The organism is Lonsdalea iberica (assembly GCF_002111585.1).
GTDB lineage: Bacteria > Pseudomonadota > Gammaproteobacteria > Enterobacterales > Enterobacteriaceae > Lonsdalea > Lonsdalea iberica.
Genome location: NZ_LUTP01000025.1, coordinates 18,548 through 42,808, shown reverse-complemented (window position 1 = coordinate 42,808; position 24,261 = coordinate 18,548). Strand labels below are relative to the sequence as shown.

17 protein-coding genes are annotated in these 24,261 nt (G+C 57.8%); 8 read left to right on the top strand and 9 right to left on the bottom strand.

The window, feature by feature from the left end; translation table 11 throughout:
- From tssA to AU511_RS11060, 4 genes are all read left to right on the top strand, one after another.
- On the top strand, positions 1-1,401 hold the full coding sequence (tssA, locus tag AU511_RS11075; RefSeq protein WP_094109688.1) for a type VI secretion system protein TssA: 1,401 nt from the start codon (positions 1-3) through the stop codon (positions 1,399-1,401).
- Positions 1,402-1,425: 24 nt separating this feature from the next.
- The gene (gene tssM, locus AU511_RS11070) at positions 1,426-4,929 is read left to right on the top strand and encodes a type VI secretion system membrane subunit TssM (RefSeq protein ID WP_094109679.1); all 3,504 of its coding nucleotides are present in this window, start codon (positions 1,426-1,428) and stop codon (positions 4,927-4,929) included.
- A gap of 48 nt (positions 4,930-4,977) precedes the next feature.
- Complete coding sequence (locus tag AU511_RS11065) at positions 4,978-6,393, top strand: VasL domain-containing protein (RefSeq protein WP_094109687.1); 1,416 nt, start codon at positions 4,978-4,980, stop codon at positions 6,391-6,393.
- 89 nt (positions 6,394-6,482) lie between these two features.
- Positions 6,483-7,856 (top strand): tetratricopeptide repeat protein, encoded by a 1,374-nt coding sequence (locus AU511_RS11060; RefSeq protein WP_240503813.1) that lies wholly within the window; start codon positions 6,483-6,485, stop codon positions 7,854-7,856.
- Positions 7,857-8,055: 199 nt separating this feature from the next.
- Here the strand turns inward: AU511_RS11060 and AU511_RS11055 are convergent, their stop codons facing one another.
- Positions 8,056-9,168 (bottom strand): DUF1615 domain-containing protein, encoded by a 1,113-nt coding sequence (locus AU511_RS11055; RefSeq protein ID WP_094109678.1) that lies wholly within the window; start codon positions 9,166-9,168, stop codon positions 8,056-8,058.
- Between the two features lie 150 nt (positions 9,169-9,318).
- Here AU511_RS11055 and AU511_RS11050 point away from each other — a divergent pair, with 150 nt between their 5' ends.
- From AU511_RS11050 to uhpC, 4 genes are all read left to right on the top strand, one after another.
- The gene (locus AU511_RS11050; protein ID WP_094109677.1) at positions 9,319-10,086 is read left to right on the top strand and encodes an HNH endonuclease; all 768 of its coding nucleotides are present in this window, start codon (positions 9,319-9,321) and stop codon (positions 10,084-10,086) included.
- A 108-nt stretch (positions 10,087-10,194) separates the two neighbouring features.
- Entirely contained in the window at positions 10,195-10,785 is a 591-nt protein-coding gene (gene uhpA, locus AU511_RS11045; protein WP_094101315.1) for a response regulator transcription factor UhpA, read from the top strand.
- Entirely contained in the window at positions 10,785-12,317 is a 1,533-nt protein-coding gene (gene uhpB, locus AU511_RS11040; RefSeq protein ID WP_094109676.1) for a signal transduction histidine-protein kinase/phosphatase UhpB, read from the top strand. The genes uhpA and uhpB overlap by 1 nt, the downstream gene beginning before the upstream one ends.
- Positions 12,318-12,417: 100 nt before the next feature.
- Positions 12,418-13,749, top strand: coding sequence for an MFS transporter (gene uhpC / locus AU511_RS11035; protein ID WP_094109675.1), 1,332 nt, complete (start codon positions 12,418-12,420; stop codon positions 13,747-13,749).
- Positions 13,750-14,094: 345 nt separating this feature from the next.
- Here uhpC and AU511_RS11030 read toward each other — a convergent pair whose 3' ends face one another.
- The 8 genes from AU511_RS11030 to pepP form a co-directional block, all read right to left on the bottom strand.
- Positions 14,095-14,622, bottom strand: a complete 528-nt coding sequence (locus AU511_RS11030; protein WP_094109674.1) for a chorismate mutase — start codon at positions 14,620-14,622, stop codon at positions 14,095-14,097.
- A gap of 63 nt (positions 14,623-14,685) precedes the next feature.
- Complete coding sequence (locus AU511_RS11025) at positions 14,686-15,831, bottom strand: MFS transporter (RefSeq protein ID WP_240503812.1); 1,146 nt, start codon at positions 15,829-15,831, stop codon at positions 14,686-14,688.
- A gap of 414 nt (positions 15,832-16,245) precedes the next feature.
- On the bottom strand, positions 16,246-17,715 hold the full coding sequence (locus tag AU511_RS11020) for a SulP family inorganic anion transporter (RefSeq protein ID WP_094109672.1): 1,470 nt from the start codon (positions 17,713-17,715) through the stop codon (positions 16,246-16,248).
- Positions 17,712-18,347 (bottom strand): carbonic anhydrase, encoded by a 636-nt coding sequence (locus AU511_RS11015; protein WP_051616503.1) that lies wholly within the window; start codon positions 18,345-18,347, stop codon positions 17,712-17,714. Before AU511_RS11015 ends, AU511_RS11020 begins: the two co-directional genes overlap by 4 nt.
- A gap of 1,036 nt (positions 18,348-19,383) precedes the next feature.
- Positions 19,384-19,911 carry a DUF1440 domain-containing protein gene (locus tag AU511_RS11005; RefSeq protein ID WP_094109685.1) on the bottom strand — a complete coding sequence of 176 codons (528 nt, stop codon included), beginning with the start codon at positions 19,909-19,911 and terminating at the stop codon, positions 19,384-19,386.
- A gap of 564 nt (positions 19,912-20,475) precedes the next feature.
- Complete coding sequence (gene ubiI / locus AU511_RS11000) at positions 20,476-21,687, bottom strand: FAD-dependent 2-octaprenylphenol hydroxylase (RefSeq protein WP_094109670.1); 1,212 nt, start codon at positions 21,685-21,687, stop codon at positions 20,476-20,478.
- A gap of 35 nt (positions 21,688-21,722) precedes the next feature.
- Entirely contained in the window at positions 21,723-22,901 is a 1,179-nt protein-coding gene (gene ubiH, locus AU511_RS10995) for a 2-octaprenyl-6-methoxyphenyl hydroxylase (RefSeq protein WP_094109669.1), read from the bottom strand.
- The gene (pepP, locus tag AU511_RS10990; protein ID WP_094109668.1) at positions 22,898-24,223 is read right to left on the bottom strand and encodes a Xaa-Pro aminopeptidase; all 1,326 of its coding nucleotides are present in this window, start codon (positions 24,221-24,223) and stop codon (positions 22,898-22,900) included. The genes ubiH and pepP overlap by 4 nt, the downstream gene beginning before the upstream one ends.
- Between the last annotated feature and the right edge of the window lie 38 nt (positions 24,224-24,261).

Sequence of the window (24,261 nt, the reverse complement as noted above, 5' to 3'; positions counted from 1 at the left end):
ATCCACTCTCATCCCTCGTGTCAGCGGCTGCTGACGCCCCTGCCGGTAGACCGGGTCAGCGGCGCGGTTCCGGCGGATGATCCGCTCTGGGAAGACATCGAAACCGAGATGGTGAAGTTGGGCTCGCTTGCCCACAGCCAGGTGGATATTAACGCGGTGGCGGAGCAGTGCCTTACGCTGCTGGAAACGCGGACCAAAGACATGCGGGTCCTCGTCCAGTTGCTGCGCTGTTTACAGCATCCGGCGAAAGCGACGCCGTTCGCGACGGCATTGATGCTGCTGGACGACTGGGTGAACGTTTACTGGACGACGGCTTGGCCCCAAAACACGTTGCAGAAAACCCGCTTGATGACGCAGGCCGCCAAGCGTTTCGACAGCGTGCTGCCGCGCGTCGCCGAAAACGCCTCGGTGGCCGAGTTAGGACAGCTGTTGACGCTGTCGGAGCAGTTCGCTCAGCGTTGGTCCGCCGTCGCGCCGGGCAACGCGCTGTTTGACGAGTTGACGGTCAGTCTGCGCCGCGCTCAGAGCCGTCGCGCTGAGCAGGTCAAGGCGAATGAGCCGCCGCGCGCGCAGGCGACCGCCAGCGCTGCATCGCCTTCGTCCGGTCAGGCGGAACCGAAACCGTCCGTCGACATCAATCATTCGGACGACCGCGCCTGGCGGCAAACGCAGCTCAAAGTGGCGGAACTGTTGGTGGAACAGCAGGCGGATACCCCGGTGGGATACCGCCTGCGCCGTCACGCCATCTGGTCAGGCATCACCACGCCGCCGTTGACGTCGAAAGGCAACGCCACGCAACTGGCACCCATGTCGGTGGATAGGGTGGACGACTACAAGGCGGCGATGGGGCAGGCGGACAAGGCGCTGTGGTCGCAAGTCGAACAGAGTCTGGTATTGGCGCCGTACTGGTTTGAAGGGCACATGCTATCGGCGCAGATCGCCACTCAGCTGGACTGTAAAGCGACGGCTTCGGCTATCGCCGATGAGCTGCACGCCTTCCTGACGCGTCTGCCGACCCTTAGGGAACTCACATTCAATGATGGAACGCCGTTTCTGACCGACGCCTGCCGAGACTGGGTGGATGCCGGACAGGCGAGCAGCACGTCGTCCTCCGGACAATCCGACGATCTGGCGGCCGAGGCGGCGAAATGTCGGGCGGAGAAGGGATTGAATGCCGCCATGACGTTGCTGGATAAGAAAATGGGCAAGATGAAAGAGCCCAGAAGCCGTTTCTACGCCCAGCTGATCTTAGCGGATCTACTGGCGGAGGAAGGAATGAAGACGTTAGCAACACAGCATTACCACGCTTTGTGGCAAGAAACCCAGCGATTGGGACTGTCGCAGTGGGAGCCGGGACTGGTTAGCCGCCTTGAGCGCTTTGCAACCTCGTGGTCAAAATAAGACATTCGGAGTGAATGGTCACTTATGTTTAAAACAATCATTACCTTTTTGCGGCAACAGCTGCCGAAGCTAAAGCTCTCCTGGACCATGCTGGGGATCGTGCTCTGGATTGTCGTACTGGCGCTGGCCTGGTGGCTTGGCCCGCGACTGCATGTATTCGATACGCGGCCGCTGGATACGATCTGGTCACGCATCGTCTTCACGCTACTGTGGCTCTGGCTGGGTTTCAGCATCAGCGCCTGGCGACTATGGCGCCGCGTTCGCCATATCCGGGCTGAGCAGCAGAAGCAGAAGATCGCCGACCATGATCCGCAACAGATCTTCGTCGACAAGCAGCAGGCGTTTCTGGATCGCTGGCTGCTGGCGCTGCGCGAAAATCTGGGGAAGGGCATCCTCTACAAGATGCCGTGGTATCTGACGATCGGTTTGCCCGGCAGCGGTAAAAGCAGCCTGATCCACCGCGCCAACGAGGCGAACAAGCTTAATCCGCATCTGGATGCCGAACTGCGAGACTTTGCGGCGGGCCAGGAAGTGGAGTGCTGGGTGGGCGAAAGCGCCATTATCTTCGATCCCGACGGTCAGATGATGGCGCCGTCGAATCCCGATCTGGATCCGGTAGAACGTAAACACGAACGTCTGTGGACGCATCTGCTGCAATGGCTGAGCCAAAACCGTAAGCGTCAGCCGCTGAACGGTCTGGTGCTGACGCTGGATCTGGCCTGGTTGTCTCACGCCAGCGTGCCGGAGCGGCAAGCCTACGCGCAGCTAATCCGCGGCAGGATTCAGGAAATCGCCACCACGCTGAACACCCGCCTGCCGATCTATGTCGCGCTCACCAAGCTGGATATGCTGCGCGGCTTCGACATCGTCTACCGTCAGTTGGATAAGGAAACCCGTCAGTCGATTCTGGGGGTGACCTTCGATCTGAAAGCCAGCGCGGGTAAAGGCTGGCAGGAAGAGCTGGATGCGTTCTGGGACAAGTGGGTGTCCGCGCTGAACGACAATCTGCCTGGCAAGATGCTCTCCAATCTCACCAGCGAACAACGCAGCGCGCTATTCAGCTTTACGCGCCAACTGGCCGGCTTGAAGGACTACGTTGAGGAGATCCTCGCCGACGCAATTACGCCGGAAGAGTACAAACCACTGCTGGTGCGCGGCGTTTACGCGTGCTCCGTTTATCAGCAGGGCGTGCCGTTCGACGCCTTCGCGCAGGCGGCGACCTTCCGTTATCAGTTGCCGGAGCCGGTCAATTCGGCCCTGAAGGGGGAGTCCAACACCTTCTTCGTGAAACGCCTGTTTTCCGGCATCATCTTCCCCGAAGCGCATCTGGCTGGGGAGAACCGTCTGCACAGTCTTTACCGCCGCCGACGGATCGGGATCGGCATGGGTTGCATGGGCGTGCTCGCCGCGCTGTTGGTGGTCGGCTGGCATCACTACTACCGGCTGAACGAAGAGGCCGGGCGCAACGTACTGAACAAGGCGCAGGCGTTCACGGACACCACCGAGCTGGCGGGACAGCAGAACCAAGGCTTCGGCTCCGGCCAGCTGCCGCGTCTTAACCTGATCCGCGAGGCCACGCTGTCGTTCGGCGACTATCGCGAAAAAACGCCGGTGCTGTCGGAAATGGGGCTGTATCAGGGCGATAAGATAGGTCCTTTCGTGGAAGGCACTTATCTTCAACTGCTGAGTCAGCGCTTCCTGCCGGCGGTGATGCAGGGATTGCAAGACGATCTCAATCAGGCTCCCAAAAGCAGTGAACAGAAGCTGGCGATCCTGCGCATTATGCGGATGATCGATGATGCGTCCGGTCGCAACAAATCAGTGGTCGAGCAGTATATGGGACAGCGTTGGCAGCGGGCGTTCCCCGGTCAAGGCAAGGTGCAGGAACATTTGATGCAGCACCTGGACTATGCGCTGGAGCACACCGACTGGCATCAGGCCCGTCAGCAAAAAGACGCGCAGGCGATCGCCGCCTTCGAACCGTTCCGGATGCCTATCGCCGACGCGCAGCGCGAGCTGAGTAAACTGCCGATGTTCCAACGCATCTACCAGAGTCTGGTGACCAAGTCGCTGGACGTGCTGCCGCCGGATATGATGATGCGTGATGAAGTCGGACCGGTGTTCGATACCGTCTTCGCACTGCGCAACGACAAAGCGGGCACGGTGCCGCGGCTGCTGACCCATGCGGGCTTCAGTGAATATTTCGTCAAGCAGGATAAGACGCTGTTCGATCTGGCCGCGCTCGATGCATGGGTGCTGGGCCAGCGAGAGAAAGTCTATCTGAGCGAGGAAGACCGAAGGGAGATCCAGCGTCAGGTCAACGATCGCTATATCACCGACTACGTCAACCAGTGGCAGAAAGTGCTCGCCGGTCTGGACGTGCAGCCGCTGGAAACGCCGGAGCAGGCGCTGGACGTGCTGACAGCCATCACCGGGAACGATCAGCCTTTCCAACGTGTGATCGCCGCCCTTAACGACAATACCCGCGCCCGTAAGCTGTCGGATAACGACAACGATCCGGCGCAGCTCATGAATGCGCGCATCAGCCGCACGTTTATGACCACCAACTCGGCGCTGAGCGGTCGCGGCGATCAGGTCGCGCTGATCCAGGAAGTGAACCAGAAGCTGACGGAGTTCTACCACAGTCTGGAACAGATCGTGAATGCGGGCGATCCGGGGCAGGCGGCGCTCAAAGCGATGCAGCTGCGCCAGACCAACCGCTTCGCCGATCCGGCTTTCGCACTGCAACAGTACGCGCGCAGCCTGCCGACGCCGCTGGACCGCTGGGTCGGGCAGATCGCTGAGCAGAGTTCGCATCTGGTGATGGATCTGGCGATGTCTTCGCTGAATCAGGAGTGGCAGGACAAAGTGGTGACGCCGTTCAACGATCAGCTGGCGGATCGCTACCCGTTCAATCCTGCCTCGGACAAGGACGTAGCGCTGTCGGAAATGGAGCGCTTCTTTGCTCCCGGCGGCACGCTGGACAGCTTCTATCAAGCCAACCTGAAGTCCATCCTGAACGAAGGTCAGGGGAGCGGCGATGTGAGCACCACGTTGCAGACGGAGCTGGTTAAGCAGCTGGATCGCGCCGATCGCATCCGCAAAACGCTGTTCAATGCGCAGGGCGGACTGGAGGTGCACTTCGTGCTGGAGCCTATCGAATTGACCGCAAACAAGCGCCGTAGCGTGCTGAATCTCGACGGACAGCTGTTGGAGTACTCCCACGGCCGCCGCCAGAAAACGCCGCTGGTGTGGCCAAACAACATGCGGGACGGCGCGGAAAGCAAAATCACGTTGGTGCCGGACAATCGCGAACGTTCGCCGCGTAGTCTGGGCTACATCGGACTGTGGGCGATGTTCCGCCTGATCAATACGGGCGAGCTGAGACAGGTCAACGAGAACACGTTTGACGTGCAATTCGCCGTCGACCAGGGATCGATGTCCTATCGCGTTTACACCGACGCCAGCCATAACCCGTTCGCCGGTGGTCTGTTCAGCCAGTTCCAACTGCCTGAATCCCTGTATTAATGATTGAGGGGGCGCGGATGGCGCCCCCGTTGAATGGATTTCATCACTATGCAAGACGCACAGCAGGCACTGACAGTCGGCCGCGATCCGCGAATGCTGCCCGAATATGAAACTTTACGTATCGAAATCAACAAGCTGAGCCATGCCTCCCGGCCGGAAGTGGACTGGTCATTGATCCATAAAATGGCGGGCATCATTTTTGAAAAGCACGGCGTGGATCTACAGACCGCCGTCTATTTCGTCCTCGCGCGGTCACGGCTGCAGGGGCTGAATGGTTTTACCGAAGGCTGCGAGTTTCTCGCCAACCTGATCGTGACCCAGTGGGACAACTTTTGGCCGCCGGTGCATCAAGATCGCGCGCGTATCGAAATGATCGACTGGTTTATCGCACGCGTCAGCGAGGTGATCCGCGGTTATGCCATCAGTCAGGAAGATCGTCGGCTGATTTACCGGTGTGAACGCTCGCTACAGCTGATCAGCGAGAAGCTGCATAACGTCGGCCTGAGCCGCGTTCCGCGTATCGAAAATCTGGTTCACTTCATCGAAGGGTATACCCATCTGTTCGATGAAACGGAGATCGTGATCGTCTCCGACGATCAGGAGATCAGCAAACAGGACATGCAGATCCCGCCGATGGTGTACTTCAAGTCGGACGGCGATGCGTCGACGAATGCGGGCGATCAGCCGGCGGTGCCGACCGGCAGTATTCTGGTCGGGCGAGAAAAAGGGGAAGTCAAACCGACCGTGCTGAAGATCGAGGCGCGCCGCAAGCATAAACCGGCGTGGTTTTGGTTTGCCTGCGGACTGCTGAGCTGCGCGCTGCCTGTCGCGGCGGTCTTCGGCTGGCAGATGATGCAAGCGCGTGAAAACGCCGCGGTCGAGCTGCTAATGCCGCCCGCTCAGGCGCTGCCGGACACGCTCGATTACAACGGTATCCGTCAGGTGCGCATCTCGTTGGGCGAACAGACGTTGCAAGGGATGGAAGGCCGCGTCATCGCGCGCTATCAGGCGCTGCTGGATCAGGTCAAACACGCCTCGCCGCTATCGCTCTATCAGTACGGCGAGAACCTGAAGAGCTCGCTGCAGATGCTTTATCCCGACTCGCTGGCGGTTAAAGAGATGGGACGCCAATGGCAGGAGTCGCTGACGTTGCGTCAGGATGTACCGACGTCTTCACCCGCCTATCTGGAGGCGCAGGCTCGCGTGGACGGTATGCTCAAGCAGCTGCAGGAACTGGAGCAGCAGCGCAAAACGGTCAGCATCTCCTATCTGAAATCCCAATTTTACGAGATCCAGAAAAACCTGCTCTCCGGTACGCCGTTCACCCAGAGGCTGAAGCAGTTGGAAACGCAGAAAGCGGCACGAGGCACGGTCAATCCCGGCGAACTGGAGCGCATGGAAAATGAGCTGGATGCGCTAAGTATTCGGCTATTCAAACTCAAGCAGAAAAATACGGGCAGCTGACGGCCCACGGGCATTGATGCCGCGTCTCTCGCGTACCGTGCGGCGGACGCCGGGCGCGGCGATCTATTGACGGTAAAAACGAAATGATGATGCGTAAAACAGCGGTTCTACTTCTGACGGCAGGGTGTCTTACGGCGTGCGGCACCCCGGTGTCGTCGCTGTCCGAGCAAGACCTGACGCGCGTCGCTTCCGAGGGCAACGGGACGGCGCAATATCAGCTGGCGAGACGACTGGCTGCCAAGCCGGACTATCCGGCCGCGATGCGCTGGATGCAGAAGGCGGCGGAGCAAGGGGGGCGACTGAGTGCGAGCAGCGACGTGCGCGGCACCGCGGCGCTACAGGTCGCCGACTGGTATCAGGAAGGGCTGGGCGAACCTAAAAACATGCCGTTGGCCGAACGCTGGTGGCAGAAGTCGGCGTATTTCGGCAATAGTGAGGCCAACTATCGTCTGGGGATGCAGTGCAAATTCCGTCATCAAAACACGCTGGCGCCGGAGTGCATGGACGCGTTTGAAGCGGCCGCCGGGAAACGTCATGCGGGCGCTCAGCTAGCGATGGCGGAGTGGTACGCGGCGCATGCGGACTCCGCCAAAGAGGCGATTCGCTGGTTTGAACGCTCGGCCGAACAGGGCAACCGGGATGCGCAGTATCAGCTGGCGCTGCGTTATGAAAAAGGCCAGGGCGTTACGCAGCGTAGCGACATGGCTGAGCGCGGGTACTACAAAGCGGCGCTGGCAGGCCAGCCGCAGGCGCAGTATTGGATGGCGCAACACACGCAAGGCCCGGAGTCGCTTGAATGGTACCGCAAGGCATCGCTGGGCGGCGAACCGCAGGCGCAGCTGTGGCTGGGAATGGCGTATTTGACCGGCGACAAACTCCCGCTTGATAAACCCCAAGGCGAGGCGTTGCTGAAAAAGGCGGCGGCGGGCGGTTCGGCGGAAGCCAACTACCAGCTCGGCCTTCTGTCACAGAGCGCAGACCTGAAGGTGGCGTACTGGCAGACCGCCTCGGCGAAAGGTTTGCTCAAAGCGCAGTACGAGCTCGGCCTTTATTATCAGCAAACGGGTGATCGGGTTAATGCCCGGATCGAGTTCGGTAAAGCGGCCGCGCAGGGAGACGTTATGGCGCAGCTCGCCTATGGCGAGATGCTGCGTTTGGGGCTGGGCGGCAAGGAGGACTACGCCGAGGCCGTTAAACAGTATCGTCAGGCATCTTCCGCCAATAATCGCATGGCCCAGTACCGTATGGGCACGATGCGCCAGGAAGGGCTGGGCGTGCCGCGCAACCGCATTCATGCTTACGCCTGGTTCTCGCTGGCGGCCACCGAAGGTATGGTGAACGCCATCAATGCCCGTAACGCGCTTGAAGAGGGCATGCAGCCGGATGAGGTGAAAGCGGCGCAGAAGCTGGCGTTGCACTGGTCCTCCGGCAAAGGCATGGCCAGCGAGCGGGATAGCCGATAACTCTCCCCGCCAACACGCCGACGTTGCGTCAGCCTGAGCGTAGGTGGAGGCCGTCGAAGGTGGGCGGCGATGCCGTTTCTTGAGCGCTGGCTGAGTTTCCGCGCCGCTCACCCCGATGCGCCTATCGCCGGGTTGGATGACCGAATGGCGATGGCGTGATGCCGTCTCTTGGCTCAGGCTACTTTCACTGTTTACCGACTCATTTCACCCGGCGCAGACACTGTTGGCGTCGCTCATCCACCCGTTTGGCGAACCACGCCGTGGTCAGCTTACGGGTGATTTTGGGGCTTTCCAACGAAATTCCCGGCAGCATCTCGCGTGGCGCTTTTCCGCCCGCCGAGCGGTCCGCCAGCGTGTAGACGTGTTGATACAAGTCGGTTTTTTCGAAGGCGGCGGTATCGCCTTTCTCCAGATCCCGACGGATCGCGCTCTCGCTCAGTTTCAGCCGCTTCCCAAGGGAGCGCACCGCGAGTTCGGTTGCCCCCGCCTGGTTTGAACCGTAGTTGATCAGATCGCCGTCCCGCGCCAGAGAAATGCCGCTCAGGCGACTGACAGTCTGTTGAAACGCCGCGTTGCGGCTGGCGTACCAGCCCGCGTTAAAGTCGGCGAAGCGGTAAATCGACTGCGTATAGCTGGCCGGATAGCCCAGCAGATGCATGATGCCGAAGTACATGCCGCCGCGACGGCTGAAGACTTCCCGACGCACGGTGCCGTCGATGGGATAGGGGTAGCCTTTGGCGTGGGCTTCGGCGAACGCGATGCTGACCTGCATCGGACCGCCGGTGCGCACTGGGTTCAGGCGGCCGAACAGCTGCTGTCCCATCGGCACCATCTCGATGAAGTCGTCAAAGATCGCGCTCAGCTCTTTTTCGCTGCGTACTTTATCTAACCGCTCGCTATAGGTTTTGCCGTTAGGCGAGGTGATCGACAACGCCGTACGTACCAGAAACGCCGGAATATGCAGCGGTTCGGCGCGGCGGTTAATCTCCTGCCAGGCGATTTTTGGTAAACCGGGCACCTGCGGGTCGGCTTTGAATGTCGACTCCTGCTCGGTGACGGCGAGGACGGAACAGAGGTTTTCCGGACTGGGGTCGAGCTGCTGCGCGGTGAAGGCGGCGGCGATATCTTCCGCCCAGCCTTGTCGATCGCTCACGTTGGCAGGCATCAGCGTCAGCAGTTGCGCGCGAATATCCGCCGGGCGCGGCGCAGGGGGTTGGGCGACTTTATCGGCGCAGCCGGCCAGCGCCAGTACGGCGAGCAGGCCCAACGCGTGCAGCGGGGAGTGAAATGAAAAACGGTGCAGATTCGGCATGTTATCTCGGGTCAACGGCTAAAGGGCTGACATGACGTTAACGCAGCGCACGATGATGATCCAGCGCGGCGACGCATGCTTTTTTTCGTTTGACCTGGCATAGTTGGCGTTACGCGTAACTTGATAACTTCATGACCCGACGGAACGCCGATGGCTGCTGCCCGACCCTGGACCCGAGACCAACTGCTGGTCGCCTTCACACTGTATAGTCAATTGCCGTTCGGCAAGCTGCATTCGCGCAATCCTGACATCATCCACTATGCCACACTGCTGAATCGCACCCCTTCCGCGTTGGCGATGAAGCTGGTTAATCTGGCGAGTCTCGATCCGTTTATTATCGCCTCCGGGCGTATCGGCCTGCGCGGCGCGTCCAACGCAGACCGGGCGATGTGGCAGGAAATGAACGCCGATCCGGCGCGCTTCGAACAGCAGTGTGAGCAGGCGATGGCACGCATTGCATTGCCGGCGGTGACGCCGCAAGCGCAGGAAGCGGCGGAGGATTTCCAGGGCGGGGAACGTTGGACGCCGGTGAAAACGCGTATTGGCCAACAGCTGTTTCGCAAGCGCGTACTGGGCGCCTACGGCGAACGCTGTTGCATCACCGGTCTGGACGAACCGATGCTGCTGGTCGCCAGCCATATTCGGCCGTGGAAAACGGCGGAGGAGCACCGGTTGAATCCCAGCAACGGCCTGTGCCTGTCCAATCTGCACGACAAAGCCTTCGATACCGGGCTGATCACCTTTAACGAGGCATTAGAGCTACAGCTTTCACCCAGAATCAAAAAGCTGAAAAGCCCGGTCAGCGAGATCTACTTCGCGCAGTATGAGGGGCGCCCGCTCCGCCTCCCCAGCGAGTTTCCGCCGGACATGGCGCAAATGGCCTACCATCGACAGCATATTTTTCAGGCCAGGGGATAGGCTTGAGAGCGGGTGACGGCGCCCAGACGTTAAGGCGAGCGGGGGCTGTGGCCTGCGCCGGGCATTATGTATAATCCCCGCCTTGCCGTTCATTCCCCGGAGCCTGATATGACTTACCGTGTTGTCTTCATTGATGACCACTACATCGTGCGTTCAGGATTTGTGCAGCTGCTGGCGCTGGAAGAGGATATCGACGTCGTGGGCGAGTTCAGCTCGGCCGCCGAAGCGCGCAAAGGATTGCCGGGGCTACAAGCGCACATCTGTATTTGCGATATCTCCATGCCCGACGAAAGCGGGCTGGATCTGTTGGCCGATCTGCCCTACGGGCTGGCGGTGATCATGTTGTCGATGCACGATAACCCGGCCATGGTAGAACTGGCCCTGGAGCGTGGCGCGCGCGGATTCCTGTCCAAGCGCTGTCATCCGGAAGATCTGGTGACGGCGGTGCGCACGGTGGGTCAGGGCGGTGTCTATCTGATGCCGGAGATCGCTCGTCAGCTGACGCGTTCGCAGGTCGATCCGCTGACGCGGCGCGAAGGCGAAGTCGCCATGCTACTGGCGCAGGGGCACGACGTGCGCGAGGTCGCGTCGCAGCTGGGACTCTCTCCGAAAACGGTACATGTTCATCGCGCCAATCTGTTCGCCAAACTGGGCGTGAGCAATAACGTCGAGCTGGCGCACCGCATGCTGGGGTGCTGATGCAGCGCGTCGTTTTCGCCATATCTATTTTCTTCCTGTATGCCGCCGCCTGGTTTTGCCTGTGGGGGATCGGCACCGCGCTGGTCGCCAATCCGCTCGAGGCCGTGATGTTGTTTCCGTTCGGGCTGCGGGTCGGTGTGCTGTTGCAAACGCCGCGTCGTTGCTGGAGCGGGATCTTGTGCGCGGAAGCCGTCATGCTGTGGATGCTTTATCAGCAGTTCGGCGCAAGCGCCGAACTAGGGGCGCTATTGTGTGCTCTGCCGGCGAGTCTCGGGCTATTGCACCTGACGGCCGGGTGGCTGCAGCGATCCCTGCAAAGCGAGGCCGAGTGGCAGTGGCCTTTGCAGCAGGGGGCCGTCGTCGTACTGGCGGCGTCGCTGCAGGCGGTGATCTGGTCGCTGGTCACGGGCGTCGCCCCCGTACAACCGCTGCTGCTGGGGCTGAGCGGTGGACTGACGGTCGCGCCGACCTGTCTGTTAATCTGGCAATATTTGTCCCGGCAGCGCTGGGCGCCGCTGGAGCCGGGGTTGATTCACCAGCCGTTGAATATGCGGTTACATCATCTGGGCGGATACCTGGTGCTGTTCGCCTTTAGCGTCTGGCTACAGCGTCAGGCGGACGACGTCGAACTGCGGCGCTTTGCGCCGTTTTGTTTGGCGATCCCCATTGTTTTCATGTCCTACCGCTATGGCTGGCAGGGCGCGCTGCTGGCGACATTGCTTAACGGCGTGGTGCTGATTGCATCCGAACCCCAAGGCATGGGGCCCCATCGCGACCTGCTGTTGTCGCTGCTGGCGCAAAGCCTGACCGGGATGCTGCTGGGGGCGGGTATCGAACGTCAGCGCCATCTGAATCATCAGTTGGCGCTCCGGTTGGAGGAGAACCGAAGGTTGGCCCGTTCGCTGGTAACGGCGGAAGAGGACACCCGGCGCAAGATTGCCCGCGAGCTGCATGACGAAGTTGGGCAGACCATCACCGTGATCCGGACTCACTCAGGCATCATCAGCAAATTGACCCAGGAGCCTCGGGTGCTCTCCAGCGCATCGGCGATCGAGTCCTATGCCCTGCGGGTGTACGACGGTATTCATGATCTGCTGGCACAGTTGTGGCCCGCCGCGCTAAGTGCGCTTCCCCTGTCGGGGGCGCTGGCGGCGTTGCTGCGCGATTTGGTGCCGCCCGATCAGGGGATAACGACCTCGCTGGACTGGCAAATTCCGGATGCGCATCTGGACGATACGCTGAAGATCATTCTCTATCGGCTGTGTCAGGAAGGCGTGACCAACGCGTGCCGTCATGCTGAGGCGTCGCATATCGACGTTAGCGGTCGGCTAAATGCGGCCGGGCAGTACTGCGTCAGCATTCAGGACAACGGACGGGGCGTGGATGAGGAGAGCGTTAAACCGGGCTACGGGCTGCGCGGAATTCAGGATCGCGTACGCGCCATCGGCGGCGAATGCGCTTTGCGTAATGAAGGTGGAACGCGCCTGGTTGTGATCCTGCCCGCAATTTTCGGAAAAAAAAACCAAAACTAGGAAAAAATCTTAGTTTCCATGCGCCATTGGCTTGGTCGGATCGGGCGCGCGCGAGGCACCATAAGCGCCACTAACGCTACAGCAGTATAACGAGGTTTTCATGTGGTTCATTTTGAAAAGCCGTCCTGACGCCCCTCAGGTGCAGGACAGCGCCCAGATCGATGCCGCCTATAAATATTGGCGCATTCAATTGATGTGGGTCATGTATGTCGGCTACGCCGCTTTCTATTTCACCCGCAAGAGCTTTACCTTCATCATGCCGGCCATGGTGGCGGATCTCGGTCTGAGTATGTCGGACGTCGGTATCTTGGGCACGCTGTTCTACGTCACCTATGGCTGCTCGAAATTTATCTCCGGCATGATCAGCGATCGCTCCAATCCGCGCTACTTCATGGGGCTTGGTCTGATTATGACCGGCATTATCAACATCGTATTCGGACTCAGCTCGTCGCTGCTGGTGTTCGGCGCGTTGTGGATGGTCAACGCCTTCTTCCAGGGCTGGGGATGGCCGCCGTGCTCTAAAATTCTCACCAGTTGGTACTCTCGCTCTGAGCGCGGTAGCTGGTGGGCTATCTGGAACACCTCACATAACTTTGGCGGGGCGCTGATCCCGCTGTTGGTCGGCTTTATTTCCCTGCACTTCAACTGGCGTTACGGCATGATTATTCCCGGCATCATCGGGATTGCTCTGGGTCTGCTGCTGTGCTGGCGGCTGCGCGACAAGCCGAACACGATGGGCTTGCCCAGCGTCGGTAAATGGCGTAATGACGAAATGGAGCTGGTGCAGGAGTGTGAAGGCCAGGGCCTCACCAACCGTCAGATCATCAAGCGCTACGTGCTAACCAACAAGTACATCTGGATGCTGGCGGTGTCCTATGTGCTGGTGTACATCGTCCGTACGGCGTTGAACGACTGGGGCAACCTTTACCTGACGCAGGAAAAGGGCTATTCCCTGATGACGGCGAACTCGGCGCTGTCGCTGTTTGAAGTGGGCGGATTTATCGGTTCACTGGTGGCGGGTTGGGGTTCCGACAAACTGTTCCGCGGCAACCGGGGGCCGATGAACCTGATCTTCGCCATCGGCATCTTCCTGTCCGTGGCCGCGCTGTGGTTGATGCCGGGCATCAGCTATGTGCTGCAGGCTGGCTGCTTCTTCGCCATCGGCTTCTTTATCTTTGGCCCGCAGATGTTGATCGGTATGGCGGCGGCTGAGTGCTCTCATAAAGATGCTGCCGGCGCGGCGACCGGTTTTGTCGGCCTGTTCGCCTATCTGGGCGCGGCGCTGTCCGGTTATCCGATTGCGCAGGTAGTGGAAAAATGGCACTGGGCGGGTTTCTTCGTCGTGATCTCCATCGCGGCCTGCCTGTCCGCGCTGTTCCTGCTGCCGTTCCTGCGTGCGCAGAATCAGGATAACGTGAAAAAAGCGGTCTGATCCGAGCGACCGCCGGAGCCTGCCGGGCGGCCTTTGACCGAGGTCAACGTCGTCCCGGCGGGCGGCGACAATCGGACGTCCTCGTCTGATCTTGCCGAGTTTATAGAACGCGCAGACGGCATATCGTCAGCGCATGAAGCAGCGCCCCCATAGAGAAATGGCAAAGCGGTTTCCCGCCCCATTTTCTTCTGCGGGGGCGCTGTTTTTCTTTCTGGGGGATATCAGCGGGCGGTCCCGTTGGCTGTGCGGTTCTCGTTTTCGCTATGCGTCGAGTGAATCGCGGCGTGACGGAGTGACGAAAATAGGGGGAATGGCGCGCCGATGGGTTGCCGCGCGCCTGACCGATCAGTGATGCAGGTGAATTTGTTGCAGGGTGGTGTAGAGACGTTTTTTATCGCCGACGCTCAGCTTTTTATCCGTGAGAGACTGTGCGAACTGAGCATAGGACAGCCGATGCAGGTTGCCATCCTGCTGCAAAATAGTGGCTATCTGTTGCAGCAGCTGCACGTTGATATCTGCAATATGGGCGCGCACCGTCTCCAACGGTAACGGTTGATAGTTCAACTCGGGAGAAGAGAGCCAGTCCGCGCGATAGCGATACTGCACCGCTTTGGCCGCGTCCATCTGCGCCTGTACGAAAGGGGCGGTAGAGGCGCAGTCCAGACCCGATTGTTCCGCCTGACGGAGGCTGATTTCAAGGACGCTGTGTTCTTGGTTTGAATCTTCAATCGGTCGCTGATGCGCCATCTTATCGGCGGCGACGTCCTTCATGTAGCTGAGGCGTTGATTGATGAGATCGGCGACCGGCGGTGTTCCCGCGGCGATGGCGTTGCAACAAAATACGAGGGTGAGAAGCATCGTTTTCCGTAACATGGCAGCTCCTTGCTATGTCTATCTGGATGAGGTCCATACTCTCGTCACGATAAACCTGTGGCGTTATTCGGTCTGTGATGACGAGAGGTGCGCTTGTTGCTGTATCTTACGCATTCCCAGCACAATCCCCAACCCCGATAACAGAGAGATTGCCACGGCGGTATATATAAATCGCTGAATAGGCAGGTGATAATGTTCGGCGAGAAACAGAAACAGCCACATGAACGGCAGGATAGACTGGTTCAGCATCACGATCAGCGAAGAGGTGCAGGCCAGTTGGCGGGAAGGGATCAGATTGATACGCAGCGTTCGCATGATGTTATCAGTGAAAACTTTTCCTGCAATGCACAGGGAATAAAAGATCAGGAACGGTATTAGCCTGTCCATCGTACGGGACAGCGCAAGCGACGACAGCGTGATGATAAGAACACCGAACGCCAGCTGCGCCTTTTTCCCGAAACGTTGTCTCCCCGCGCCATAAATGAATGTCGTGACCAAGCCAGCGGCCCCGGCAAAAATCTGAAGCAGCCCGAAATATTCGATGGGCAACGCCATTTTTGTTTCGATAATGGCCGGACCGCTCGAGGCAATTAATCCAGCAAAGAAATTATTACCCGCCGCCAGAAGTATCATAAAAATAATAAGCGGGCTTCTTAATAGGTCCCATAAAGGAATTAAATTTGGTGGGGTAAAATAGGTGGATTTTGTGGCGAGAGTGGGATGCTGAGTCGTCAGAAAATAATAGGCATTGATTAAATAACCGGTTGCCGCAATAAATAAAATCGTCATGTAGCCCGAGTCGTAAAATAGGATGCCTAGCAACGGTCCCACAATAAAACCGGTTAAATCCGCTCGGGTCAGCAGATTGGCGTCTTTATTCACGTCCTGACTGAAGGTGGCGATCAGTTTCTCAAAGGCCAGTGTTGTTTGCGCATTCCCCGCAGATACGACGGTGCCGAACAGGCCAGCGCAGAGGGACAGGACCAGCGGTTCTCGCGTAAAGTGCAGCACCAGACATAACAGCAAGCAAGACAGCGCCTTGACCGAATCTGAGGCGATGGAAAGCGTTCTCACACCCCAGCGGTCGATGCCCGCGCCCAGTAATGGGGTCAGTACGATCCGGGGCAACCACCACAATGCGTAGGCGAGCCCCGAATAGGTTAGACTTTGGGTTTCCGCGTAGACCAGTATGGGGATCAAAAACACCATCAGGCCATCTGCAATAAAGACTAAATAAACAAAAAAAAGTGGGATAGGATTCATGTATTACGTCATCCTGAATAATAGTACGACTGTTTTTTAAATTAAAAAATTTTTATTAAAACACTCGTAGGGGGAATCCGTGCCGAAGCATAATGATAAATAAGGCCAGAGCCTATGACGCCCCAATATAATGATGTGGTCGATATAAAGTAAACCTTAATCTATTTTTTCCCCGCTTGTTGTCAATTTGTTTAGGAATAATTTGCGGACTTATTGTTTTTTCTATTTAGCTCGGAAATGGGGTTTGAAACGGCGGTGAGGAAGCGGTTGAAAGGGGCGGAGACCGGGCCGTCGGAACGGCCCGGATTTTAAGATGATGCCTTGGGCAGAAGAAGTGGTACGACATGACACTTCATCGCGTCACAGCGGCCACTGCGCCAGACGAATGCCGCGTTGCGTCGCCTCTTCCCGAAACTCTAGCAGCATGTTTTTGACATCCGCATCAATGTAGTCCGCATTGTCATGCTCGACGATGACCACGCTGTGCGCAGGGATCTTGTTGAGCAACGACTGAAGATGCGGATTGTGTACGAACGTCAGGTTCTTCTGGAAGCGCAGCACGAAATGGTTGCCGTAGCGCGTGAGTTGCAGCGCATTGCGATGGCTCTTATAGCTGCTGATGGCGAGCTGAGACGCTATCCCCAACCCGATCCCCGCCAGCATACCGAATACGATAATACCGGTGATGGTGATGATGAACGGGGCAAACTGCTGCCAGCCATTTTTCCACTGCGAGACGAACAGAGCGGGTGCCGCCAGCTTGTATCCGGTATACAGCAATACCGCCGCCAGGCTGGCCAGAGGAATAATGTTCAGCAGCTGACTCATGTAACGTACGCTTAGCAACAGCAAGACGGCGTGCAGCAGAATGGAAATTTTACTGCGACCGCCGGCGTTCACGTTGACGGAGCTACGCACGATCACGGCTGTGATGGGAAGGCCGCCAACAAATCCGCTCAGCAGGTTCCCGATGCCCTGAGCGCGTAGCTCTTTATCCGGCGAGGGCGGCGGTGTCTGCGGCTTGATTTTCTTCAGGGCCTCCTGACTGAGCAGCGTTTCGAGACTGGCGACTAGCGCCAGCGTGACGGCGACGATATACACCGAGGGATTGCTCCAAACCTGCCAGTCGGGACGGATGACTTCTGCAGCTAACTGGCCGAGGTTATCAAATTCCGGTAGCTGAATGCGCGGCAGCGTGGCGGCGAAATCGGGGATGATGCGATCTCCGAAAAGCGCGCATAGGCCGCCAAAGAGAACGGCAACCAGCGGTCCAGGAAACCAGCTCAAGATTTTATGTTGTTTGATGGCGGGATGGTCCCAGCACCAAAGCAGCAGTAGCCCTGAGATAGCGACGAAAGGTGCGCTGAAAGACGGCAGCGAGCCGAGATCGCGCCATAGCGAACCGATCTGCTTTGGATCGGCTAACCCCAGCGCCAGCGGGATCTGCTGCATGATCAACAGGAGACCGATGGCGGCCAACATGCCGCGGATCACGCTGCCGGGCACCACCGAAATGAAACGACCGACACGGGCCATGCCCATCAGGTATTGCAATACGCCCGACAGCATGATGGCGAACAGCAGAGCAGCAAAGGAGCCCAGCGATTCGATGGCCCCAGAGACGATCGTAACCAGCCCCGCGGCCGGGCCGCTGACGGCATAGCGCGACGGGCTTAGCAGCGTCACCACCAGACCGCCGATGACGCCGGTGACCAAGCCGACAAACGGAGACAGCCCGCTGGCTTGCGCAATCCCTAGACAGAGCGGCAGCGCGACGAGAAAGACGACAATACCCGCGGGTATATCTTGACGGAGCGTTGAGAGATTCATGCGGCGCCCTCCCCGTTGCTCTGATGAATCAACTCCTTCAGGTGACCGTTATGGAGGTCGTAGACGCAGCCGAACACGCTCAGTTCCATACCGTCCTCCCAGGCTTTGATAACCGGAGGGGCATGGACCAGCCGGGTAAACTGTTCACGAACGTTGGCTTCGACCAAACGGTTTCTTTGTTCATCCGGCGTTTCCTCGCTTTCCTGACGCTGATGATCGGACAGATGGGGGAGTAGCGTTGAACGCAGCGACGTGATCCGTCTAGACAGCGCCGAGTTCTCTTGATCCAGCGCCATCGTCGGCAGTTCGATGGCTGCCTGCACGCCGCCGCAGCAGTAGTGGCCGCACAGCACGATGCGTGAAACGCGAAGGTACTCCAAAGCATATTGCAGCACGCTCATGAAGTTGTCGTCTTCATGACTCACCATGTTGGCAATATTGCGATGAACAAACAGCTCTCCGGGGCTGGAGCCCGTCAGCACTTCGGCGGGAACGCGGCTGTCTGAACAGCCGATCCACAGCGAGTGTGGCTTCTGGACCGAGACATGCTGCTTGAAGTAGTGCGGGTGCCGTTGGCGGCGTTGCAGCGCCCAACTGCGATTTTTGGCGAGCAAGGGTTTCAAAGTCGTCAAAATAAATCTCTCCTGTGAAAAAAATTGAATATCAGTTGAGCTTGTGGACACGCTTTCTCTTTCCCTAGTGATACGCGATCTAAAAATAAAAAATATAGGTTGAATGACTGATTATGGATATCGTCTGAACTCTGGGGATGGCACGGATGAAAATAAATAACTCGTTGTGATTGTAAGAAAAAAAGAATTATTCACCAGTCGAAAGAACATAAATCAGATTAATTACCTTAACGGCGATAACATGACGTATCGTTGTGCCCAAGTCGTTGGCTATTAATTTACTTAATTAAGCTGAATGATATTGTCATTATTCGATTGCTGTGTACGGACAAGGCCTGTAAGCGCCGGTGTTGGGGGTAATGGCCGTTTTTTATGGATTTGTTTTATTTCAATGTATTGATTTTATTTGTTTTAGTCCTCAACCTTGTTGAGGTGTGCTCCCCCATTAAGTCTGCGAATCCTGATACCTCAATTATTTTTTAAAATTTCTCTATCTTTTTAAGGTTAGAGGATGAGTTCCATTTTTCCCCATGAGGGAAAATGTATTCGCTATTAATATAGCTATAGCCATATCTCGCGTTTTTTCCAGTTTAATAGCATGCGGAAAATACCCTGATAGTAAGTTGGGTTATGTGTGTAATAAAAATTAAATAAAAAATATGATGAAAATCAGAATGCATCATGGCGGATAATTCGTGTCCGAACGGCGGAAATCGACAAAATGGAGCGTTTCTGCACGCGATGTTTCGGCGCTAATGGGATGGATGGAGGCCGTCACGCAGTCTCCTGCCCTTATTTATGTAAATTAACGTCAATTTTTTTCAATGAGTTTGGACGTCAGCGAGATCGAACTTGCTGCTGCGGCCGCGCTTCGTGAGTCAAGCCGTCCGAGGCTAGTGGTCGTCGACGATAAAAGAGTGGCAGCATCAACGCAGTTAATGAAGATTGAAAGGATCACGTTGAAAGGGAGGAGGAAAAAAAAATGCCGCTACCCAGAACAGGCGGCGGCAGAATCGTACGGGCGTTTAACGGCGAATTAGCGCGTCTCGCCGGCGTCTGGCAAGTGAGTCATACGGTTGCGCAGGTCGCGGCGGGCAAGCTCGGCCACCCAGAAGCAGAACATGTGACCAAATAGTTCGGAGAAGTGTTCAGCAAACGGCTGATCCCACGGCGCGGGAACCGTACCGAATAGCGGCAGCAGAACTACGTGGAAAACCGCCCACAGCACCAGGCCATAGAATGCGCCCTGCCACAGTTTGATTTTGTTGCAGAATTCGGCAGCGATGCAGTACAGCACGGTGAAGGTGATTGAAAAACCGAAGTGCATAATGAAGCTCATGATCGGACGCGGGTTGCCGTTGAACATGTAGCTAATGTGAGAAAGCTGGAACGACATACCCAGCTGTTGCAGCAATTCTTGTGGCGGGTTAGTGAGATCGCGTGCGGGCGTTCTGGGTGGAAAAGGAATTTCCCAACCGAATTTTGTAATGGCACAAATAATGCCCGCAATAATACCGACCAATATGGCCAATAATACTTTTTCTTTAACGGTACGCGCTTGCAGCATGTTATTTTCTCCTCAATAACGGTGCAAAAAACAGGAAACAAAAACGGCAGATCTCCCCGCTGGTAATATCCGGCAGAAACTGAAGAACTGTGATTATATGTGGTTGCAATCATATACCTACCTATGAAAGGTGTCGACAGGATCTGCTTGCCGTGACGCCTTGATAGTGTAGCGGAAATGCTAATGGAAGAGCGCAATAGGGTTAGCGTAATGCAGCACCTGAGAAATATAACCACGAATATTTTATAGCCGAATATTTTAAGTTAGTAATATCATGTAAATAGCCTTTTTATATTATTTCGCCAATGAGAAATAAGTGAGATCGCTTTTAACATCATGTCGGAAATGATTTGCCGCTTTATTGTGCGGTATTGTTATTTTGGGTTTATCTCCGCCAGGTTATCTTCAATAACGCGTTACGCTGTTATCTGCCCGTTGAAGGGGGATCGCAGAAATGTGCGGACGATCGCATGTATTGATGGATGTGCGGAGCGGGGAGTCAATGAAGCGAGGGGAAAGCAATCAGGAGCGTCGAAGACGCTCCTGATGATGAGCGGCGGATTAGCGTTGTTCCTCCAGCCATTCGGGCATGTCGTGGAACCCCATTGCCTGGCGCACCAGCGTCGGTTTGATGCCAGGTAGGGTATCTGCCAGCTTTAGCCCCATATCGCGCAGCAGTTTTTTGGCCGGATGCGAACCGGCGAACAGATCGCGGAAGCCCTGCATGCTGGCGAGCATCATCGCGGCGCTGTGTTTGCGACGACGCTCGTAACGGCGCAAATAGAGATACTGGCCGATGTCTTTGCCTTGAGCCTGCAAGCGTTTTAGCTCGGACATCAGCTCGGCTACATCCATAAAGCCCAGATTCACGCCCTGACCCGCCAGCGGATGAATAGTGTGCGCCGCATCGCCCATCAACACCAGACGGTGCGCGGCAAAGCTGCGGGCGTAGCGGGCCATCAGCGGGAAACTCTGGCGCTCGCTCTCCAGTTCGCACAATCCCAATCGCATATCAAACTCGGCGGCCAGCTGCGAATTGAACGTCGCCGCGGGGGCTTCTAGCAGGGTCTGCGCGCGTTCCGGCGGCAGAGACCAGACGATGGAGCAGAGATGCGGATCGCTGAGCGGCAAGAACGCCAGCATGCCGTCGCCGTGAAATACCTGCCGCGCCACGGACTCATGCGGGCGCTGGGTGCGAATATTGGCGACCAGCGCATGATGGCCGTAATCCCAGAAGGTCAGCGGAATATCGGCATGCTGCCGCAGCCACGAGTGCGCACCATCCGCGCCCACCAACAACCGTGCGGTCAGCATGCTGCCGTCTTCGAGCGTGATAAAGGCCTCGTTTTCACCCCACGCCACCTGTTTCAACGCGGCGGGGGCGATGAGGGTCACGTCGCGCGCGCGTTCCGCATGTTGCCACAGCGACTGTTGGATCACGTCGTTCTCGATGATGTGGCCAAGATGGGAAAAACCGGTTTCTTCGCCGTTGAAGCCGATGCTGCCAAAACTATCCCGATCCCACACGTACATCTCGTTATAGGGGCTGATGTGCTGGGCCGCGATGGTTGGCCACACGCCGAGTTTTCGCAACAGCTGTTCGCTGGCGGCGTTGATCGCGGAAACCCGTGGTGCCTGCTCCAGCCGGGAGGAGGGCGCATTGAGCGGCTGTTTTTCCAGTACGGCGATACTCAACCCGCTGCCTTGCAGCCCGCAGGCGAGCGCCAGACCGACCATGCCTCCGCCGGCAATTACCACGTCGAATGATTGCATAAAGCGTGAATTCCTGTTGTTGCCGTCGGCGACGGCTATCGTTCCACCCAGCCCAGCGTTCTGCGGGCCAGACTATCCCGCAGCACGGGCAAACTGTTCATGGCCATTAAACCCAGATTACGCGCCACTTCCAGTGAGATATACGCGTTGGCGAAGATCCGCACGAGTCCGTCGGTGATCGCGACGGTCGTTTCGCGATCCGGTTGACGCCGTTGCTCGTAGCGATCAAGCACCGAATAGCTGCCGGGATCTGCTCCGCGAGACACGGCGTCGACCAGCGTTTCCGCCAGTGTCATTACATCGCGTAGCCCAAGGTTGAAACCCTGGCCGGCGATAGGATGGAGCGTCTGTGCCGCGTTGCCGACCAGCGCGACTCGGTGGCTAATGTGGCGCTCTGCGGTTCGCAGCGCGAGCGGATAGCTGTGGCGCTCGCCGACGTGCGTAATAGCACCCAGCCGCCACCTAAAGGCTAGCTGAAGCTGACGCCGGAACGTGTCGTCGCTCCAGCTATCCACTTCGGCCTGCCGCGCCTGCGGGTGGCACCAGACCAACGAGCTGCGCCCTTGACTCATCGGCAACAGCGCTAATGGGCCATGCGGGGTAAAGCGCTCGTAGGCGCGTCCGTGATGTGGTTCCGAGGTCACGACGTTGGCGATGACCGCCACCTGATCGTAAGGGTGTGCTTCCCAGCGGATCCCCGCAGCGCGAGCTAGCTGAGAGTGGGAGCCGTCGGCGGCGATCAGCAGCTGGCCGCGTAACGCGTCGCCGTTGTCCAGCGTCAGCGTGGCGCTATCAGCGTCGCGTTCGACGTTGACCACCGTCGCCGGGCAGTGGAGACGTATGCCCGGCGCGTGCTCCAGAAGTGAGAACAGACGTTTGCCTGCTTCGTGCAGCTCAACGACATAACCTAAAGCGTCGACGCGGTAGTCCCGGGCGTGCAAATAGACGTAGCCCGCGTGTCCGCGATCGCTGACGTGGACGGTGGTGATCGGCGTGGCGGTATCCGCCAGAGCAGGCCAGATGCCGATAGCCTCCAACTGCTGGCGCGTGCCTTCCGACAGAGCAATGGCGCGAGCGTCGAATCCGGGATGTTGGCGATCCTGCGGGTCGCGGGATTCGATGAGATCGACGGCGATCTTCCCCTGAGACAGGGTGGAGATCGCGAGCGCCAGTGTTGCGCCGGCCATGCCTCCGCCGACGATCAAAATACTCATGAAACGGTGCTCGCCGCGGCGGCCATCAGCGCTTCGATATCGTCCGGATCTTTGACCACGCCTGAGGTCAGCACCTCGTTGCCGCTGGCGGTAATAACGATGTCGTCTTCAATACGTATGCCGATGCCGCGGTATTCAGGCGGTACGTCGGCGTCTGGGGCGATATAAAGGCCCGGTTCGACCGTCAGCACCATGCCCGGCGCAAGAATGCGACCGCGATCGCCCGACCCGTAGTCGCCGACGTCATGGACGTCCAGCCCCAGCCAGTGGCTCAGTCCGTGCATATAGAAGTCGCGATGCGCTTCGGCGGCATAGAGTTCGTCAATATCGCCCTGCAAAATACCGAGGTCCAACAGCCCCTGTAGCATGATGCGGACCACTTCTTCATTCACTTCACGGATGCTGCGCCCAGGGCCATACAGCTCGATGGCACGTTCTTCGGCGGCAAGCACGATGTTGTAGATCTCGCGCTGGGGCGCCGTGAATTTACCGTTGACCGGAAAAGTTCGAGTGATGTCGCCGGCATACCCTTGATACTCGCAGCCAGCGTCGATCAGCACCAAATCGCCATCCTGCATTTGGCTCTCGTTCTCGGTGTAATGAAGGATGCAGCCGTTTTCACCGCTGCCCACAATCGTATTGTAAGACGGGTAGCGAGCGCCGTGGCGGGTAAATTCGTAGTGAATCTCCCCTTCCAACTGGTACTCATACAGGCCGGGACGGCAGGTTTGCATTGCCCGGGTGTGAGCCAGCGCGGTAATTTCCCCCGCGCGTCGCATCAGGTCGATTTCGACCGGTGACTTAATCAGGCGCATTTCGTGCACCCACGGGCGCCAGTCCGTGATCGTCGACGGAGCGGAATAGCCTCTACGGGTACCCTCGCGCAGTGTTTCGAGCGCGCTGAATACCAGCTTGTCGGCATAACGGTACTGCCCCTGCGCGTGGTAAACCACGTCCAGGCCGTTCAGCAAGAGATGCAGCTGTTCGCCCATTTCCTCAAACGGCAACGCGCGATCCACGCCCAGCCTGGCGGGTGCGGCATCTTGTCCCAGACGGCGTCCGAACCAGATCTCGGCGGTGATATCGCGGACCCGGTTGAACAGGACGCTGTGATGATGATTTTCGTCGCTCTTGATCAGCAACAGCGCGGCTTCCGGCTCATTAAAGCCGGTGAAGTACCAGAAATCGCTGCTCTGTCGATAGGGGTAGTCGCTGTCGGCATTACGTTGCGCTTCGGGGGCCGCAAAAATAATCGCGGCGCTGGCAGGCGCCATTTTTTCCAGCAGAGACTGACGTCGACGGAGATATTCTTGTTGATTCATCACCTGCTCCTGAATTGTCAGCGTCGGACGCTGACCTT

Excerpts from the sequence above, each read along its gene's own strand:
- tssM (WP_094109679.1), top strand. The coding sequence starts at position 1,426 with ATGTTTAAAACAATCATTACCTTTTTGCGGCAACAGCTGCCGAAGCTA.
- AU511_RS11065 (WP_094109687.1), top strand. The coding sequence starts at position 4,978 with ATGCAAGACGCACAGCAGGCACTGACAGTCGGCCGCGATCCGCGAATG.
- AU511_RS11060 (WP_240503813.1), top strand. The coding sequence starts at position 6,483 with ATGCGTAAAACAGCGGTTCTACTTCTGACGGCAGGGTGTCTTACGGCG.
- AU511_RS11055 (WP_094109678.1), bottom strand. The coding sequence starts at position 9,168 with ATGCCGAATCTGCACCGTTTTTCATTTCACTCCCCGCTGCACGCGTTG.
- AU511_RS11050 (WP_094109677.1), top strand. The coding sequence starts at position 9,319 with ATGGCTGCTGCCCGACCCTGGACCCGAGACCAACTGCTGGTCGCCTTC.
- uhpA (WP_094101315.1), top strand. The coding sequence starts at position 10,195 with ATGACTTACCGTGTTGTCTTCATTGATGACCACTACATCGTGCGTTCA.
- uhpB (WP_094109676.1), top strand. The coding sequence starts at position 10,785 with ATGCAGCGCGTCGTTTTCGCCATATCTATTTTCTTCCTGTATGCCGCC.
- uhpC (WP_094109675.1), top strand. The coding sequence starts at position 12,418 with ATGTGGTTCATTTTGAAAAGCCGTCCTGACGCCCCTCAGGTGCAGGAC.
- AU511_RS11030 (WP_094109674.1), bottom strand. The coding sequence starts at position 14,622 with ATGTTACGGAAAACGATGCTTCTCACCCTCGTATTTTGTTGCAACGCC.
- AU511_RS11025 (WP_240503812.1), bottom strand. The coding sequence starts at position 15,831 with ATGGTGTTTTTGATCCCCATACTGGTCTACGCGGAAACCCAAAGTCTA.
- AU511_RS11020 (WP_094109672.1), bottom strand. The coding sequence starts at position 17,715 with ATGAATCTCTCAACGCTCCGTCAAGATATACCCGCGGGTATTGTCGTC.
- ubiI (WP_094109670.1), bottom strand. The coding sequence starts at position 21,687 with ATGCAATCATTCGACGTGGTAATTGCCGGCGGAGGCATGGTCGGTCTG.
- ubiH (WP_094109669.1), bottom strand. The coding sequence starts at position 22,901 with ATGAGTATTTTGATCGTCGGCGGAGGCATGGCCGGCGCAACACTGGCG.
- pepP (WP_094109668.1), bottom strand. The coding sequence starts at position 24,223 with ATGAATCAACAAGAATATCTCCGTCGACGTCAGTCTCTGCTGGAAAAA.